The sequence below is a fragment of the Leptospira kirschneri serovar Cynopteri str. 3522 CT genome (assembly GCF_000243695.2).
Taxonomy (GTDB): Bacteria; Spirochaetota; Leptospiria; order Leptospirales; family Leptospiraceae; genus Leptospira; species Leptospira kirschneri.
In genome coordinates this window covers 54,393-72,723 of the sequence record NZ_AHMN02000020.1, presented here as the reverse complement: position 1 = coordinate 72,723, position 18,331 = coordinate 54,393, and the positions used below count along the sequence as shown (strand labels likewise).

Annotated in this window: 11 protein-coding genes; 7 read left to right on the top strand and 4 right to left on the bottom strand. The window is 34.9% G+C overall.

The window, feature by feature from the left end; genetic code table 11:
- Positions 1–666: 666 nt before the first annotated feature.
- A complete protein-coding gene (locus LEP1GSC049_RS209205) occupies positions 667–1,728 on the bottom strand; it encodes an LIC_10091 family lipoprotein (RefSeq protein WP_016748542.1) in 1,062 nt (353 codons plus the stop codon).
- A 1-nt stretch (position 1,729) separates the two neighbouring features.
- Entirely contained in the window at positions 1,730–2,614 is an 885-nt protein-coding gene (locus LEP1GSC049_RS209210; protein ID WP_004759463.1) for a formylglycine-generating enzyme family protein, read from the bottom strand.
- Between the two features lie 154 nt (positions 2,615–2,768).
- On the opposite strand from LEP1GSC049_RS209210, the gene LEP1GSC049_RS209215 reads away from it, so the two are divergent.
- From LEP1GSC049_RS209215 to LEP1GSC049_RS209230, 4 genes are all read left to right on the top strand, one after another.
- Positions 2,769–4,289, top strand: a complete 1,521-nt coding sequence (locus tag LEP1GSC049_RS209215; protein WP_016561157.1) for a M14 family zinc carboxypeptidase — start codon at positions 2,769–2,771, stop codon at positions 4,287–4,289.
- Entirely contained in the window at positions 4,289–5,197 is a 909-nt protein-coding gene (locus LEP1GSC049_RS209220; protein WP_004755423.1) for a DMT family transporter, read from the top strand. The genes LEP1GSC049_RS209215 and LEP1GSC049_RS209220 overlap by 1 nt, the downstream gene beginning before the upstream one ends.
- Positions 5,198–6,530: 1,333 nt before the next feature.
- Positions 6,531–7,685 carry a TauD/TfdA family dioxygenase gene (locus tag LEP1GSC049_RS209225; RefSeq protein ID WP_016561156.1) on the top strand — a complete coding sequence of 385 codons (1,155 nt, stop codon included), beginning with the start codon at positions 6,531–6,533 and terminating at the stop codon, positions 7,683–7,685.
- A gap of 4 nt (positions 7,686–7,689) precedes the next feature.
- Positions 7,690–8,592 (top strand): bile acid:sodium symporter family protein, encoded by a 903-nt coding sequence (locus LEP1GSC049_RS209230; RefSeq protein ID WP_004763285.1) that lies wholly within the window; start codon positions 7,690–7,692, stop codon positions 8,590–8,592.
- Between the two features lie 4 nt (positions 8,593–8,596).
- On the opposite strand, the gene trhO is transcribed toward LEP1GSC049_RS209230, so the two are convergent.
- The gene (trhO, locus tag LEP1GSC049_RS209235; protein WP_004755431.1) at positions 8,597–9,688 is read right to left on the bottom strand and encodes an oxygen-dependent tRNA uridine(34) hydroxylase TrhO; all 1,092 of its coding nucleotides are present in this window, start codon (positions 9,686–9,688) and stop codon (positions 8,597–8,599) included.
- Between the two features lie 2,128 nt (positions 9,689–11,816).
- Between trhO and LEP1GSC049_RS209240 the strand changes: the two genes are divergently transcribed.
- The 3 genes from LEP1GSC049_RS209240 to LEP1GSC049_RS209250 all read left to right on the top strand — a co-directional run bounded on the left by LEP1GSC049_RS209240 (position 11,817) and on the right by LEP1GSC049_RS209250 (position 17,055).
- Positions 11,817–12,992 carry an AraC family transcriptional regulator gene (locus tag LEP1GSC049_RS209240; protein WP_004754200.1) on the top strand — a complete coding sequence of 392 codons (1,176 nt, stop codon included), beginning with the start codon at positions 11,817–11,819 and terminating at the stop codon, positions 12,990–12,992.
- Positions 12,993–13,842: 850 nt separating this feature from the next.
- Positions 13,843–15,054, top strand: coding sequence for an acetyl-CoA C-acetyltransferase (locus LEP1GSC049_RS209245; RefSeq protein ID WP_004753655.1), 1,212 nt, complete (start codon positions 13,843–13,845; stop codon positions 15,052–15,054).
- 1,038 nt (positions 15,055–16,092) lie between these two features.
- Positions 16,093–17,055: a porin OmpL1 gene (locus LEP1GSC049_RS209250; RefSeq protein ID WP_004753552.1), complete on the top strand. Its 963-nt coding sequence runs from the start codon at positions 16,093–16,095 to the stop codon at positions 17,053–17,055.
- A gap of 138 nt (positions 17,056–17,193) precedes the next feature.
- Here LEP1GSC049_RS209250 and LEP1GSC049_RS209255 read toward each other — a convergent pair whose 3' ends face one another.
- Entirely contained in the window at positions 17,194–18,144 is a 951-nt protein-coding gene (locus LEP1GSC049_RS209255) for a cytochrome-c peroxidase (RefSeq protein WP_004768737.1), read from the bottom strand.
- Positions 18,145–18,331: the final 187 nt, after the last annotated feature.

Here is an 18,331-nt window from a genome sequence, read left to right as displayed (position 1 = left end):
ACAACTCTATTGAGATCCAAATATTTGTGGGTAAAGTTATGATGGGGAGTGAGACGCTTTAGTTTGAGAGAGCGTTTTGCTTAAGTTCTCTCACATCGATCCCTTTCGCGTTATACCCAATTCAAGTGAAGTAGTTTTTAAAATCGTTATTTTACTGTGAAACTCTAAAGACGTGGGAACTACCACAATTTAAAAAATGGAAGTTTATAACAATTAAACCTATCGTATTCAGATGTGGGAACTCTCACAAATCACGATTTTACGAACAAATTCTAAAATTGTAGGAACTACTACTTTTAGAAAATTATTTCTTAAGCTAAACTCACATTAAAATGGGATTTTAAATTTTGATGATGGCCATAAAACAGTAATTTTGTGTAAAAATCGAATTGGACGATGGTTCTTTTAGCGTTTCATAGTAGTTCCCACAATTTTCAAAGTTTAACTGTAAATCCACGATTTGTGGGAACTCACATAAATTACGTCTCTAAAAAAAGAGATTGAATTTTGAATGCAGATTTCCTGCACACCTAAAAGCAGCCGTTTAAACAAACAAAAAGAAAAAATATAACTTTTGAATATAATTAAATTTTAATATTTATTAAACCATTTAACTATAATACGCCAATCATCTATACTTAACCATAGAACGACAATGATTTATATTTAACCACCCGTCTTAGGCAATTTATCATCCGTAACGACCGGTTCCTTATCAACAACCGTGATACCATTTTTCTTATCCACGGTTCCACCTTCCACCATTACTTGTAAAGAACGAAGCCCCGGTTTGCCACTGGATAACCATTTTTGAAAGTTGGAAATTTTTTGAACACAATAATGAAAACCTCGATCCGTAGAAATCTCCGATCCGGGAGACCAAGGAAACAAATCCTTACGAACCGAAATCGTTCTCACCACAAGAGAATTTTCTGCAATTGGAAGATTGAGGATAGAGTTTTTAAATTCTTGAGGATAAGCGAAATATTCTTCCGCATTACTAAAATAAATAACCCCCACTTTACGGCCTATTTTTTTCAAAGTGTTGCCAATACCGGTTAACGTAATATTCCCTAAAAGATTTCCTCGAACCGGTAAAATTTTTCCTTCAATAGCCAACTTTCGAATATAAGAATATTGTTCATCGTCTGTCTGAAACATCTTATAATCATATTTCTTAGAAAGCATCAAATTGGTTCTATGACGTTTTCGAATAAATGGAGAGGCCTGTTTATAAACCTTTTTGTAAATTTCCGGATCCGAAAAAGAAACCTGAATCAATTCAAGCGCTTCCTTTTCCCCCTCTTTTCCCCAAAGACGAATGAAATCCTCTTTCTTTTCACCTTTTTGTAGAAAGAGAATCGTGATCATATTCGCGTGAACCACAATCTGAGTGAAATCCATAAGATAAATAAAATCCGACTTAGCCCAAGCAGCAATCGTAAGATTTTGTTCCGAACCAACTCCAACGTAAACGTTTCCTAAATTTCGAACGTGAGGAATGAGAAGATCCAAACGGTCTTCGTTAGAAACCGTAGTGTCACCCACGTCCCACTTGGTAGGAACGAGAGTTTCCTGAGGAGTTTCTTTAAGTTTAGAAACTATATCCTCCCCATTTAAAGAACCAACTTGATTTTCTTCGATTTTTTTTGGTCCAGAGCAGAACGAAAAAACAAAAGAAAAAAACATAAGAATAACATAAATTCTTAATTTAAAATAATTGAACATATTATTTATTTACATCCCTTGCACAACGGAATCCGAAATGGTGATATTCTGGAAAATTTTCCGGAATATGAGATCTTCTTTTAGAGCCTCTCGCATAATGAGCGGGCCACCACCAAGAACCACTTTTTAAAACTTTTTTCTTATAACCTGGACAAACTTCCTTTCCGTCACAAGGTCCCTTAGGATCTTTTCCTCTACAAAAATCGCCACAAGCCTTAAAGGAAGTGGAATACCAATCCGCGGTCCATTCCCAGGAATTTCCAGCCATATCAAACAATCCATAAACTCCAGGAGCTTTTGTGCCTACATTTGCAGTCGGCATTAAATGAGGTTTTTCCGTCTTTTTAGAGACACATCCTTTAACGTCCCCTACTTCAATGACCGCTCTTTCACATGTTGCCGGTTCATTTCCCCAGGGATATAAATTTCCGTTCGGCCCCCTGGCAGCTTTTTCCCACTCCGCTTCCGTTGGAAGTCTTTTACCGGCCCATTCACAAAACTCTTTGGCAGTATACCAACTAACTCCTGTTACAGGTTGTTTAGGGCCTAAGTAAGGTTTACCATAACGTGGACCGATATAATTACACTTTCCGGTTTTTAAACACTCTTGGCATTTGCCTGCGTTTTTACATTTGTCAAAATCTTCGTTGGTGACCTCATAGACATCCATATAAAAGTCACTTACATAAACCTTCTCTTCCGGTTTTTCATCTGCATCGTAAACATTACTTCCGCGTATAAATTCTCCGGCGGGAATACATTTCATTCCTGGAATTTCTTTTCCTCCACAAGCCGAAGGATCAGCAAGCAACTTACACATCCATCCTCGGTAGGCGATCAAAATCATCACCACCAAAAAAAGAAAATTTCGAATTTCAAATTTCATATAAGATCCTAACCAAAAAGATTTAAAACTAAAAAGAATCTTTTAGAATGAGGATAGACTGAAAAACGAAACGGACAAATCAATCAAGTATTTAAAAAAAATCTCTGGATTCTGAAAGCGATAAGAACAAACTAGTTCCAATATTTTATAAAGAATGAAATCGTATCTTCCTTCAAATACCGTATTTACAGTCTGCATCTGTCTGTTTTTATTTGTTTCCTGCGCAGGTTTCTTCCACAAAAAGATTCCAAATTCTCCCTTAAATGATCCAAGAAAAATGTTACTCGTTCGAATTGATCCGGGACGACTGGGAGAATTTAAAGAAAAAACCGGAGGAAAGTATAAGATCAGTTATCAGGAATCTGATTCTTATTATTCCGTAATCAATAAACAAGACATAGATAAGTTCGGATTTCCATCTCCCGGAATTTCCGTCGTCAAACAATATCTTCCATTTAAATATTATTCAGGCAATTATCAGGAATTGATCAACGAAAGATTTACGAGTCTTGAAGATTTAAAAAAGGGTTATAAAGATAATATATTAAATATTCATTATTTACTTGGAATCGCAAATTTATATTCGGAACAAGCCAGAATGGAGGTGATCGGCAAAACCGCCAGAGGCAGGGAAATTCCGGCCCTACTTATTACAAACACAACCACTCCGGACGAAGAGAAAATTTCCGTACTTTTCAACTGCGCCCATCACGCAAACGAAGTCATATCCATTGAACACTGCTACGATATAATTTATTCCATATTATCTAGACCAAAAGAATATAAAGAAATCCTAAATAAGATGAAAATCTGGATTGTACCCATCGTAAATCCGGACGGTGCCAGACATTTTTGGCACGTATCTAATCTGATGGGAAGAAAAAACGGCTATCCGGGTTCCGGTCCGGTCAACGACAAGTTAAACCCCGGAGTGGATATCAATCGCAACTATCCGTTTTATTGGGGAAAAGCTGGAGGAGGATATTCTTCTTCTAATCCTTCTAATTACTTTTATAGAGGTCCCTCGCCTGGATCCGAATCGGAAACAAAAGCGATGATGGATCTTGCAAATCGGGAAAGGTTTGCGGCGTCCATTAGCTATCATGCATATGCAAATTGTCTGTTAATTCCATATTCGATCGATTCTTTAAATAATCCGGAACCGGACGTAGCAAAGGAGTTAGGAAAAAAAATCGCAGCTTCGGTGAATAGTTTAAATCCAGAAAAGGAATTTGAAGCAAAAAAAAATATCTATCCGATAGATGGAGTCGATCAGGACTATTTCTACTTTGCACACGGAACACTCGCTTATCTATTGGAAACCACACATCTCAATCCGGAATACAAGGAAGTGGAAAAGGTAAACGTATCCTTGAGGAAAGCTTGGAACCTATTGTTAAACGAAGTTCTGGAAGGAAAAAAGATTTTTCTAAAAATCACGGATGAATTCGGAACCCCGCTCGAAGCAAAAGTAGAAATCGAAAGAGTAAAATATTTTCAGGAAGAAATTAGAGTTTCTAATCCAATCAACGGTTTTTACTTTCAACTGTTTCCAGATCGAAAGGAAACCAAAATTAAAATTTTGAAAGAAGGTTACGAAACGGTGGAAATACAAACCAGACCAAACGGCAAATGGGAACCTCTAAAAATCATACTTAAGAAAAATAGAATATAATGTTTATCATAAGACACGAAATCTATCTAATCCTCTGCACTTTGATATGGGGAGGAACGTTTACGATGACTATTTTTGGTCTTAGGGACACTTCGCCCTCTATATTTCTGGGACTTCGTTTCGGAATCGCAAGTATGATCTTTTTACCGATTGCTTGGAAAGAATTTAGAAATGGTAAAATTTGGTATCCGGGGGCGTTTTTACTCGGGATGTTTTTATATCTCGGATTTGCATGTGAAACAGTAGGACTCAAAACTACAACTGCAACCAAATCTTCTTTTTTAATAGGAACGTTAGTCGTTATTACTCCAATTTTTGAAGCGATTTTAAAAAAGAGAATGCCCGGAAAAGGAAATCTTTTAGGTGCTTTTGTGGTTTTTACCGGAATATGTCTGATATTTGCCGGAGAAATCGGAATGGAAGGCACCCTAACAATTACGAGCGGCGACTGGATCACGTTAGGTGGAGCAATTTTCTTTTCGTTGTATATCATACAAATGGATCGAGTAAGTACTCAAATACCGATCCGGGTTTCCGTATTTTATCAGTCCTTTGTGGCGGGATTTTTCGCGTTGATTTCTATAATTGTACTACATTTTGTCGGAATTGAAAAAGTTAGACTAAATCCAAGTATAAGATTAATTCCGGGAGTTTTATATAACGCACTTTTAGCTTCCGTATTGACTACTTTTCTACAAACCAAATTTCAACGTTATGTGTCACCTACTCGAGTGGGAATCATTTTCTCCTTGGAACCCGTTTTTTCTTCGATTATCGCCTTTCTATTATTAGGTGAGACGTCCGGACCGGTACGAATCGTAGGATGTACAATCGTATTTTTAGGACTCATTCTTGCGGAATCTATCGGAAAAGATCAAGATTTATCAACAGAAAATCCAAATCAATAATAGAGTTGTTGAAAAATGAATTCTCCATCTGTTTCTATTTAGAGTTCGCCCAAAACAGTCCAATGTGAGAACTACCACTTTTAGAAAAAACTTTTCCATCTGGATTTATCGTCTGTTAGGTGGTTATTCCATAAAATTGAGTATCTAAAAGTTTATCACAAAGTATCGTTTCATATGAGTTCGGTATAATTCGATGCGAAAGCGATTGAGGTATAGAGAAACTAAAGCAGAACGCTCTCTACCATAACCAACCCCACAAGTATTTAGATTTCAATATAGATCTGTCGGAATTACGACAAATCCTCTGTAAAACTGAGTTCCCACCCCACAACGCGATTCATAGAGAGCGTTGTGCTTTAGTTTCCAACGCGACCTGCAGAGCGACCCTTAGGGAGCCGATGCATTGAGTTTAGGAAAGCGTTGTGCTTTAGTTCAATTCTGATTCTAAAATCTTCTTTCAACTTGTGGGGTTGGTTATGGCTCTCTACGGATCGCGTTCTAAATTGTAACTAAAGATGAAATATCATATTATGTTTCTTTCATGCGATTTATTGACTGAAGCCGAAAGCACGGTCCGGCAACGCCAGATTCACCCAAACTTTTTTACACTGAATTTCACATTACTAAAGCATAAACGATTTGGGATTTTATTACATAGTTCTCAATTAGTTGTCCCGACAAATGATCTCATTTAAAAAATATTTACAACAAACTTAAGATCCATTCGCAAGTAAAACAGGAAATAATAAATACAATTTTGTGTCATGATTAAAACTCCATCCGCAATCAAAACAAACAGGAATGAATTCAAAATACAATCGAATAAATCATAAAATTAGAATTTTATTTTATTCTTAAATACTAAAGTCAAAAAATGAATTCCGGCCAAACATTTTTATACCAACACCTAAAAAAGAAACCTTTATCTCAAAATACAGTGCCAATATACGGACTTATATTTGAACTTGTTATCAAAATAAACTCCAAAAAAGGAAAATTCAAATCCTAACCTTAGAAACAATTGTTTTACTTAGCAGACATAATTCTTTTAAAACAGAATTCAAATATTACACCTCTCACTAAAACAAAAGATCAAATTATGTCTAAGTATGTTCAAAATGTATTTTTAAATCATTTTATTACATTTTATCATTTAAACCCTATAAACAAATAGAGTAATTACAACTCCATAAGTTCAATTTATTAAATTTATATCTACTATATCAAATATTTCTTGCAAACAGAATATTCCATCCTTCAAGGTATTTAAAAAGCCTTTTCCAGATCCGCCCTTTGAAGTAATATCTGGAAAACATTCGGGGGACAAGAATTTATGGCAGCCAAAACTTTTTCTAAACCCAAAATAAAAAAGGGAAAAACCTCAGTTAAAAGCGCTTCTAAAAAACAAACAAAACTCAAAACCACATCTTCTTCGATCGAATTATCAAAAAGTTTTTTAGATCCAGAAAATCCGCTTCCTGTAGTTTATCAACCAAACTCTACTACACAAAAAAGCAAACAAATCCTAATCCAATGGATTAAAAGCAACAAACGCGCGTTAACTGATGATCTTAAACAATATGGGGCAATCCTTTTTAGAGGATTTAATGTGACCTCTCCTCAAGATTTTGAAGAAGTAATTCTAAACGTAGACCCCAATCTAAAAAACAATTATCTCGGAACGTCTCCCCGTAATCAGGTGACAAAATACACGTTTACTGCCACGGAACTTCCACCGGCCTATCCTATCATGCAACACGCAGAGATGAGCTTTTTAGATTCTCCACCTAAAAAACTTTTTTTCTATTGTGGAAAAGCTCCGAGTAAGTTTGGAGAAACACCTATCACCGATCTTAGAAAAGTATTAAAAGAAATTCCGACTTATATACGAGAAAAATTCGAAAAAGAAAAAATACGATATTCTAGAGTTTACGACGGACCTTCCAGCCAATCCCGTTTTCAATTTTGGAAAACCAAACGTTGGGACGAAATGTTCCAAACAAAAGATAAAAACGAAGTCGAAAAAATTTCTAAAAAACAGAACTTCAAAGTAGAATGGTTTGGCAAAGATGACCTAAGACTTGTAAATACTACATTAGCAATTCGTAAACATCCCGAATTCAACACATCGGCATGGCATAATCATTCTCAAGTGTTTCATATAGATGCGGCTCGTAAGGAATACTGGAGAATATTTGCACGCCAAAAAACGATCCGAGGATTTTTAGTAGCGACTACTCTCGAACTTCTTACTTTTATCAAAAAAATAACTACTCCAAAAGAATACTTAGACACACATTGCACTTACGGAGACGGTCAAGAAATTTCAAGCATCGAACTAAAACAGATCCAAAACACATTTTGGAGCAACATCTCTCTTTTTTCCTGGCAAGACGGAGACGTATTAGTGATAGACAACTATTCTGTATCTCACGGAAGACATCCGTTTACCGGACCAAGGAAAATTTTTGTAGCTTGGGCGGACTAAAAACATGCAGGAATTAGATTCCGTTCGGATTCATTTCAATGAAAGTAATTTAGCTTTTTTGAATTTACTTTTAGGGTTGATTATGTACGGAATCGCCTTAGAACTTAAATTTGAAGATTTTAAACTGTTAGTTGATAAACCCAGATCTTCCATCACCGGAATACTGTCCCAATTTGTATTGTTTCCGTTTGCCACTTATTTACTTCTTTGGATTTTAAATCCTTCTCCCGGAATCGCACTTGGAATGCTTTTAGTAGCTGCCTGTCCAGGAGGTAACATTTCAAACTTTATCACTCTACTCGCAAAAGGTAACACAGCTCTTTCCATTTCGCTTACTGCGTTTTCATCTGCGCTTGCAATCTTGATTACTCCGTTTAATTTTTTCTTCTGGGGAAATTTATATCCCCCTGTAGAAACAACGTTAAAAACAATCTCCTTAAATACCTGGGACGTATTTAAAGCAATCTTAATGATATTAATAATCCCGATCCTACTGGGTCTTTTGACAAAAAAAATTCTACCAAAAATGACCGCAAAAATTGTTAAACCGATCCGAATACTTTCGGCTCTCATCTTTGCCGCGTTTTTATTCATTGCACTTTTTGCAAACTTTCAGATTTTTTTGAACGTAATTCATAAAGTATTCCTTTACGTTTTTCTAATGAACGCGGTTGGATTTTTATTGGGATATTATTTTTCAAAGCTGATGCGTTTGGACGAAAGGGATTCCCGTTGTATTTCTATAGAAACCGGAATTCAAAATTCGGGACTAGGACTTGTTTTGATCTTCGCGTTTTTTGAAGGTCAGGGAAGTATGGCAATTATAGCGGCGACCTGGGGAATTTGGCACGCAATTGCAGGAGTAACTCTGGCTTGGTTTTGGTCTAAAAGAACTTCTACACTTTAAAAATTTAAGCCATATCCTTGCGATAGAGTTCTGCAATTTTAGGACGAACTTTAGATTTCGAAAAAAAGCGATTTTCGTTCAACTTTCCTTTTCGAATTTCTTTTTGTTTTTCTTTGGGTAGATGTAAAACTGTTTTACATTCTAACGTACAACATCCTTCAAACTTTTCGGAACAAGATGGACACTGAATAAAAAGTACATGACATCCAGGATTTTCACAGTTTACGTGACGATCGCATTTAGCACCACATTGATGACAAGAAGAAATAACTTCATTTCCGATCGTCTCTTGAAGCCTTCCGTCAAATACAAAATTTTTGCCTTTAAACTTAGATTTAAGTCCCTGTTGAGAAACTTCATGGGCATAAGAAATGATTCCTCCATGAAGTTGATTGACGTCCTTGTATCCATGATGCCTAAGCCAGGCACTCGCCTTTTCACAACGGATTCCTCCGGTACAATACATTAGAATTTTATGATTTTCTTTTCCGTTTAATAACTCCAACAAAATCCTAAGTTCCTCACGAAACGTATCCGACTGAGGAAGAATCGCGTTTTCAAAATGACCGATTTCACTTTCGTAATGATTTCTAACATCCACTACGATAGAATTTTCATCTTCCATCTGAAGATTAAATTCTTCCGCAGAAAGATGTTTTCCAACGTTAGTCACATCAAAGGCATCATCGTCCAATCCATCGGCTACAATTTTCTTTTTTATTTTTAAATCGAGTTTTAAAAAAGACTTGGAATCGTCTTCCACCGCAATTTTAAACGGCATATCCTTAAATTGATTTCTGGAATCTAAATTTTTTCTAAAAAAATCCAGATTGTGAGAAGGAATTGATAGTTGCGCATTAATTCCCTCTCTTGCGATATAAATTCTTCCCAGAACTCCGAGTATTTCCCATTCGGCGTAAAGTTGATCTCTGAGTTCCTGAACGTTTTCTAAAATCACATAACGATAAAAAGAAAGAGTCGTTCTGGAAAAATTTTCTTCTTCAAGACGCTTGCGAAGAATCTCTTTTCCATAGATATTATGAAGTGGACGTTTTTTCATTTCAGTCTTTTTCGGAAAATCACCTTGGTTTGCCATACATTCTTAACTCTGAAATTAAGACTTTTCTTGACAAGCGTTTCTTCCCCATTCGCAAACCTCTAAATTTGTTTTGATCTCAAAAACCAAAGCTGCACAAATCTTAGATAATTTTTCATCCATTTTGATGATCGCTTAGAATTATATAATAGAGTTTCTAAAATTCTGTCTCTAAACGGAAATCAGACTTAAAATCCATGTTACTTTATTGATGTAAAAACTTTTAATTTTAGTAATCTGAACTATGTATATAATATATTTTTAATATTTTGTGCTGAAACAGCGTTTTTATTACTTGGATGAATGAAAACAATACTATGCCAACTTGTTTTAAAAGTTAGAATGCGAAAAGCCAATCATTCTGAAATAAACTTTATCACAATTTCAATCCAATTTTTGAATGAGAGGATTTGTCCGAACAAATTACAGTTTAGCGTAAAATGCCTTCTGCAATCGTTTTATAAAAAACTTTTTATAAATGTAATAGTTCCCACATTTTCAAAGGGGATTCTATAAAATGAATTTGATAATTGATAATCCGAATTACATAAGATACAAAAGTTCAACTCTTAATATTTTTGTCTTTAGAGTTCATAAAGATTTCTGAATATTAAATTTTATTATACAACTTCTAATTTATCTAATTCTATGTGTCTTACAAACTCCCAAGTTATCAAATGAATTCTACCAGAACGTATAAAAATAATACCCGAAATTAACCCATCGATTTTACAAAAATACGGAGGTTCTCAAAAATTACGTCTAATCCGGAATTGTGGGCCGTTTTTAAAGGAAGTTGTATATTCCAACTTTTGAAACAAGCTCATGTATTATGCGTCCGAGTAGTAAAGAACCGTTTCTCATAAAATAACGTGAAAAGGATAGATGCGAAAGGAAACTAAAGCAAAACGGCTCCCTATCATAACCAGCCCCACAAGTTGAATAGATTTTAGAATCAAAATTAAACTAAAGCAAAACGCTCTCCTGAACTCAATGCATCGCTTCCTAAGGGTCGTTCGAAGTAACTCAGCGTCTCACTCTCTATGGATCGTTCGACAGGTCGCGTTTAAAACTTAAGGTGAAGTAGTATATTACGTTTCTTTCATACAATTTATTGACCAAAACAGATAGCCCGGCCGGGATATCTGTGGCAAACCGGATTCGCTCAGATTTTCTTACGTCGAACTCACGTTAAAATAGAAAAAAATCATTGTAACTAAAATGTAAAATAATAAGAACTTTGGAATAAAAACTTTTTACAGATATTTACACTCAACACGCGTTAAATAGCGTGAGTTTGACCATGATTCCATTTTTTTGAAAAAAGTTGAGGACTAAATTTTGCAAATTGATTTCTAAAATGTGGGAACTACCGCAATTTATAAAATAGAAGTTTATAACAATTGAATCTATCGTATTCAAAGTGTGGGAACTACCACAAAACTTAAGTTTGTCTATAAAATGATGTGGGAACTATTACAAATCACAATTTTACGAACAAATTCTAAAATGTGGGAACTCATACTTTTAAAAAATTCTTTTTTATTTTCTTACACTCAACATGCGTTAAATGTCTCTCCCAAAAATCCAATTCTATTAGGACCAATCCAAAAATCTTTCCAACTAAAATTCCTTAATTTCTATATGAATATAAAATAAAATTCATTCGAATTCGATCCAAGCTTCAAAATTCATTTGAATGGTCCTAAACAAAATTTTAATTTCTCTGAGTATCTCCGATCGTACTTATAAACGTTTTAGAATAATTATAAATTAAAAATAATTAATACTTTTCTAATGCAATTTAATTTCGTTTAACAAAATTTGACACAAAAATTACACCATCAATCCATTCTCATTTTATAAACTATTTATAATTCAATGGGTCCGGAATTCTCCTTTATTTCATTTTATATCCTGAAAAGACTTTTAGCTAAGTAGATAGTACTTTTATTTAGAACTGATTCCTCCAATCTTAAGAGAAAAAATCCTTCGATTTGGTTTGAGTACAAGAGTCCGTTTATATTTTTAGGAAATAAAATATTTATTTTGATCGTCTTGACTTAACAAATGGATTTTTAAATTTCCAAATATCTTAGGTCAAAAAAACGTTAGAGGTGAGAGTAGAATGGATTTTTTTCCGGATCTGAATTTTATTGATTATTTAATTTTTCTAAAGGAAGTATTAAACCGGTATCTAGAATATCTTTACTCTGCAAGCATAGTAATCAGTTTTCTGACCGGCCTTTCTGGCTTTTACAAAGCAACTAAAAATCGTTTAAATTTTGTTCGAGGAATTTTTTTAATGAGCGCTTGCTTTTTAATTATCGGACATAGCAAAGCTTTTTCACTTATGACTTCGGATCCAAATGGAATGTTAAATCTCGAAAAGCGCGTCTTTTTTTCCTATTACTATGGATTTGCGGTTTGCGCTTCTTTATCTTCCACTTTCTACGTCATGTATCTTTTTGGTGTATTACAAAATCCTCTACGTCTGAGTCTATATAGTTTTCTTTCTTTTCCAATAATCTTTCTCATTTCTCTAATGATAGAAAACTTAATTTCGATCGTTTATTTTGGAAAATCGGTTCTTTTTACCTTACAATTCTCCGCTGGGATTTTTAATCTTTATTATGCAATTAAAAATAAGATGAAAAAAATCTATCTCAATTATCCGGTTCAAAATTTTACACTTTGTACGGCACTCATCATACATTCGATCGGAATGTGGCTAGATGCTCCGAACTTGATGATCCTTGCACTTTCTTTTACGGGATTTTTCATTATTTATTTTTTCATATTAGAATACAATCATCCTGAATTTTGGAAAGTGAGTTTTTCTAGCGAACTGATGGAAGTTAAATCGGAAGATAGTAAAACACAAACTCTACAAACCAATCCTAAAAATTTAGTCGAACGTTTAGACATCTCGCGTATCGAAGAGAAAATTCAAAAATTTGTGGAAGATAGAGAATATTTGGACGAAGAAATTCGTTTGTCCGATTTTTCAGCTTATATCGGGCTTTCACTTCACCAAGCTTCTTACTATTTGAACAATTATAAAGATCTCAGTTTTACGGATTTTTTAAGCTTTCATAGATTAGAAGAAGCTAAACGTATGATCGAACAAAGACCGGATATTAATCTTTTAGAAGTGGCTTTGGCGAGTGGCTTCAATTCTCCTTCTTCTTTCAGAAGAGCTTGTCTAAAATTTACCGGCAAACCTCCAAAAGAATTTAGAAACTATGTACTTCATCAAACGATTCCTTCTATAACCTTGGAACTCCAAAACCAATTAGGATAACTTTTGCGTTCCATCCTATTGGATTGATGGAACGAATTCATTTAAATTTTTATCAAGAACTCTTACAAATTTTAAATTTAATCTCTTTAAAAAATGTAGGAATCACTATTTTTAAAAACCTTTAAGAAATAATTTTTGAATTTGAAGATAGCTATCTTTAAATCTTAAAAAAGATTCTTTTTTAAATTCCCACTGACTATTCAGACGTATAAAAATAATACTTATTCTGATGTGGGATCTCCTTCAACAAATCAGGATTAAACACCATTTTTTGAATGGCTTCCACATCTTTACAAAGTCAACAATTAATTTTTGATCTGTTTTTATACATCCGAGTAGTATATAAAAAATAATTTTTTATTATAAAGTACTGTTTAACGTAAAATGTGGGAACTAACACAAACCATGATTTTACGAATCAATTTTAAAATGTGAAAAACTTACATTTTTAGTGTTGTGTAAAGTGTTGGTCTTTAAATGTTCCTGCAAAGTAAATCCTCCGAGAGAACTGTGTGACCTCTCTGAATTGTAGAAGTTTCTCCAATCCTCAAGGCTTCTTCAATATTTTTAGAAAATTCTTTCTCATTTTCTTACGCCAAACTCACGTTTAATCTATAGTTTCTGAATAACCGCGCCTGAATTTTCACTTCTAAAACCAAGATTTGTTTCAAAATTTATGGTATTATTATACAATTCATTCCAATATACTTTGAACGATCCTTCATAAAGTTCCAACAAAAAGAATTGCAAACTTCCCCGCCTCTTCAAAATGGAAACCGAAATACCCAAATTCACTAAACAGCTGTTCATGAAATCGCCGAAAGGCGAAATTAAGCAGCGAGGTAGAACAATGTCAAACGCTTATGTAATCGATGCAGTTAGAACTCCAAGAGGAAAAGGTAAAAAAAGAGGAACACTTGCAAGTATTCATCCGCAAGAACTTTCCGCCGCCACCTTAAATGCAATTCAGGAAAGAAACGGAATCAAACCTGAAATTGTAGAAGAAGTAGTCATGGGATGTGTATCTCAAGTAGACGACCAAGCGGCTTGTATTGCACGTTATGCTGTCATGTCAGCTCTTTGGCCAAACTCAGTTCCTGGTTACACCGTGAACCGTTTTTGCGGTTCCGGTCTACAAGCAGTGAACAACGCAGCAAATCACGTTCAATCCGGTTCTATGCAAATTGCTCTGGGTGGAGGAGTTGAATCCATGTCCAGAGTCAAAATGGGAGCCGATATGAACGGAAGAGATTTTAATATCGGAAATCCGAATATTCAAAAACATTATAATTTAGTTCCTCAAGGAATTTCTGCGGATCTAATCGCCACTAAGTTTGGAATCTCCCGCGAAGAAGCGGATCGTTTTGCAGAATCTTCCCAAATCAAAGCAGACAAAGCAATCAAAGAAGGTTACTTTAAAAAATCGATCATTCCAGTAAAAACAGAAGATGGAACCGTAGTAGATACAGATGAAAATCCTAGAATCGAATCTACATTTGAATGGCTTTCGGATTTGGCTCCCGTTTTTAAAACGATCGGAGAAAAAGAATTAGATGCAATCGCTCTTAAATCTTATCCGGAAATTGGAAAAATCAATCATATCCACACGTTAGGCAACTCTTCTGGAATCGTAGACGGAGCCGCTTCCGTTCTTCTTGCTTCTGATGAAGGAATTAAAAAATACGGCTTAAAACCTCGCGCAAGAATCGCCGCTATGGCTTCTACCGGTGAAGACCCTACGATTATGTTAACGGGACCTGTTTCCGCTTCTAAAAAAGCGTTGGCAATGGCAGGACTCAAACCAGAAGATATAGACCTTTGGGAAATTAACGAAGCGTTCGCTTCAGTGGTTCTTTATACTCAAAGATCTCTTGGAATTCCTCTCGAAAAAATCAACGTCAATGGAGGTTCCATTTCTCTTGGACACCCTCTCGGAGCAACCGGCGCAATCCTTCTAGGAACCGCGTTAGACGAACTTGAAAGAAGACAAAAACGTTATGCGTTGATTACTCTTTGTATCGGCGGTGGTATGGGGATCGCCACAATCATTGAAAGAATATAAATTCTTTACTTCATCCGGGCTTTTTTCCTTTGGCCCGGATGTTTTTGTTGTCTTGTAAATTTTTCCTACCGCATAAAATAAACTTTCAAAAAGAATTCAATTTGATATTAAAATTACTTTTTGTAAAGAGTCTGTCTCAAAAACTTAGAATGAATCTTTTTGAATCGTGGTAATTCCGATAGAAATCGTTGTATTGTACGATTTATAGTTTTTTAACATTCTTTTGTTATTGGAGTTATCGAAAAATGAATTCTCCATCTGTTTTTCGTTACATTGAAATGGACAATTAAAGTAGTTTTGTTAATCGCCATTATGGAATTTTTCAACACTCTATTATTGAAGTATAAAAGACTGGTTACTTTATTATTTAACGTGAGCAGGGCGTAAGAAATGCGAAAGCGATTATTATGCTGCGATCCATAGTGAGCAGCATTGAGTTTATTATTCGCCCCAATTTTCTTACGTCGAACTCACGTTATTTAGAGTCCTGAGTAAAAATCAACGGATAGAATTTTCCTCTAACTTGCTGATTTTATGTTTCGAAAATCCTCTATAAAAATGAGTTTTCAAAGTCGCAAAACATTCATTTTACGCAGATAGTGATTTTAAAATTCTTATCTTTGAATTTAAAAATCGTCTGTATTTTATATTGAATGTTTATTGGATAATTTGTTAGTAAAACTTAAATAGAACCTTCTATTTTTATCCGGAAGAATGGATATTTTTTATATTGCTAAAATCAAAATTAAAAAATAAAAATAAGATTTATGTTCAATCACTCAAGAAATTGAATATAACTTCTATCATAACATTCGTTCAGGATTTTTTAAGGACATATAACAAACGATATAAAAAAGAAAATTCATTTTTATTTTCCTTTGTAGAATTTTAGGAACTTTTCAACCTTTTTACGAAAACCTGTTTGACACTAATCTATGAACTTCTAAAGTTCCCCCTGTATCCGGATTCAAGAGCCAAATACAAATCTTGCCGGAAACACAATCAAATTCCAATCGAATCGTGAGTAAGGAGTTATCAATGATCCGTAACATAAGTAAGGCATTGCTCATTTTAGCCGTAGCACTATCTTCGGCTGCAAGCCTAAGTGCAAAAACATATGCAATTGTAGGATTTGGGTTACAGTTAGACCTGGGACAATTAGGAGGAACCATCACTAAAGACGGTTTGGACGCTGCGAGTTATTATGGTCCAGTCCGATCAACAGATACTTGTACAGTAGGTCCAAACGATCCTACTTGTGTACAAAATCCAGGAAAACCTGCAGGTGAAGGAAATTATCTAGGAGTTGCTCCTAGAAAAGCGATTCCCGCTGAAAATAAATTGATTACCCTCGATAGAACTACTGGCGGTTTGATCAATGCGAGAAGCACCAAAGGAGCCATGGTCGGAGGAAATTTGATGGTAGGTTACGAATCCGACTTTGGTAAATATTTTTTCTGGAGAGTTGCTGCAGAATATACTCAAAAAATTTCCGGTGGTATTACAAAAGCGGACATCGCTGGTTATAGCATTGTAGACATGACCTGGGGATTTAGTTCTATCGTCATTCCTGCAACTGTTGGTATTAAATTGAATGTTACTGAAGACGCTGCTGTGTATATGGGAGCCGGTCTGAACTACTTTAACGGTGGATGGAGTTTAAACGGATCCAATAACCTCAAAGGAGGTCATGACATTTTAGCCGCAGCGGGAGCAGGAAGTGTTGCAAACTTAATCGCAGACGGAACGGATCCAATCACTACTCGTGAGCACGTTCGTTTTAGAACTTCTGGAATTGCTCCTAACTTTTTAATTGGAACCCAAGCCAGAGTAACCGACAAAGGACACGTTTTTCTTGAATTAGAAACGATCATGTCTGCTGCGTATGCAGTTGGTAAAACTCAATCTGCTGGAGGAGCCACGAATCTTTCTCCTTTTCCAGCGTATCCGATCGTTGTCGGTGGGCAAATCTACAGATTCGGTTATAAACACGAACTCTAAGATTCAATCAATAATAACGATTTCTAATTTAAAAAGGCTCTCTTTTAGAGAGCCTTTTTATTTTCTAAACCTGTTCTTATAACCTATCAACGACTATTCTAAAGCAGTTTTTATAAATATAGTTATATTAAAAAATTTTTATGCCTTTGGTATTTTAGGTATTTCTAATAGTTGAAATTCACCTTCGAGAGATTTTAAAAATTCAACTAAATCCTTTTTCTCTTCTTCAGTAATTGTAGATTCTTTTAGAAGTGGGTCTTGGATCGAATTTTTTGCCCCTCCATTTACGAAATGATTTACTGCGTCTTCTAAATTTGTAAATTCTCCGTTATGCATGAATTTGTTTTTCTTGCTAACGTCCCTAAGACTTGGAGTTCTCACCTTTTGAGTGATTCCACTTAGACCAGTAGTATGTTTTTCGGAATCCGAAAAGTTCGGTCCTTTGTGACACTGAAAACATTTCGCCTTGTTCATAAATACGTCTAATCCTCTTTTTTGGGCCGGAGAAAGCGCGGATTCTTCTCCCATCACGTAACGATCAAATTTAGAATTTTTAGATAGAATCGTCCTTTCAAATGCTGAAATCGCTTTTACGATCCGATCCATGGTTATTTCAGGAGAACCAAAAGATTTTTCAAAAAGTTCTCTGTATACCTGAACACGATTGAGTCTGGCTACGATAGTTTTTTCATCTTTAAGCATTACAGTCGTATGAATTCTTTCTTTTACGATCTCTTCCAAATCATTTGCTTGAGAGTCCATAAATACGTCTTTATACAAACCTACATTGGTAAGAGAAGGAGCCGAAGAATTATGAATCTTATTTTTAGGCAGAGAATTTTTTTCTAGATCCAGTATTTCCACCGAATGACAAATGGCGCAGTTCGTGTCTCCTTTGAGTGAAAGTCGTTTATCAAAATAAAGCAGTTTCCCCAACTCCACCTTATCTTTATTATATGGATTGTTATTAGGATGAATTACATTTTTTACGACGAAACTTTCTAATTCTATTTTTCGATCCGGTTCTTTACAAACGCTCAGTAGAAATAGAATCGAGATAAAAGTGAAAATGGACAAAATCCTATTCATTTGGACCATCCTGAGTCAATGGTTTGGGTCTGAACCTACACTGTCAATTCGAATTTAAAACAATTTTAATTACACATTCAATTCTGAAAAACCAGTGAGCAGGGCATAAGAGATTTGTTTTATAAAAACCTGATTTTTCCATAAAAATAAATGTGGGAACTCCCCGACTAGAATCACAAAAAATAAA

Bases quoted from the DNA above. Each gene is read 5' to 3' on its own strand.
- LEP1GSC049_RS209205 (WP_016748542.1), bottom strand. From the start codon at position 1,728: ATGTTCAATTATTTTAAATTAAGAATTTATGTTATTCTTATGTTTTTT.
- LEP1GSC049_RS209210 (WP_004759463.1), bottom strand. From the start codon at position 2,614: ATGAAATTTGAAATTCGAAATTTTCTTTTTTTGGTGGTGATGATTTTG.
- LEP1GSC049_RS209215 (WP_016561157.1), top strand. From the start codon at position 2,769: ATGAAATCGTATCTTCCTTCAAATACCGTATTTACAGTCTGCATCTGT.
- LEP1GSC049_RS209220 (WP_004755423.1), top strand. From the start codon at position 4,289: ATGTTTATCATAAGACACGAAATCTATCTAATCCTCTGCACTTTGATA.
- LEP1GSC049_RS209225 (WP_016561156.1), top strand. From the start codon at position 6,531: ATGGCAGCCAAAACTTTTTCTAAACCCAAAATAAAAAAGGGAAAAACC.
- LEP1GSC049_RS209230 (WP_004763285.1), top strand. From the start codon at position 7,690: ATGCAGGAATTAGATTCCGTTCGGATTCATTTCAATGAAAGTAATTTA.
- trhO (WP_004755431.1), bottom strand. From the start codon at position 9,688: ATGGCAAACCAAGGTGATTTTCCGAAAAAGACTGAAATGAAAAAACGT.
- LEP1GSC049_RS209240 (WP_004754200.1), top strand. From the start codon at position 11,817: ATGGATTTTTTTCCGGATCTGAATTTTATTGATTATTTAATTTTTCTA.
- LEP1GSC049_RS209245 (WP_004753655.1), top strand. From the start codon at position 13,843: ATGTCAAACGCTTATGTAATCGATGCAGTTAGAACTCCAAGAGGAAAA.
- LEP1GSC049_RS209250 (WP_004753552.1), top strand. From the start codon at position 16,093: ATGATCCGTAACATAAGTAAGGCATTGCTCATTTTAGCCGTAGCACTA.
- LEP1GSC049_RS209255 (WP_004768737.1), bottom strand. From the start codon at position 18,144: ATGAATAGGATTTTGTCCATTTTCACTTTTATCTCGATTCTATTTCTA.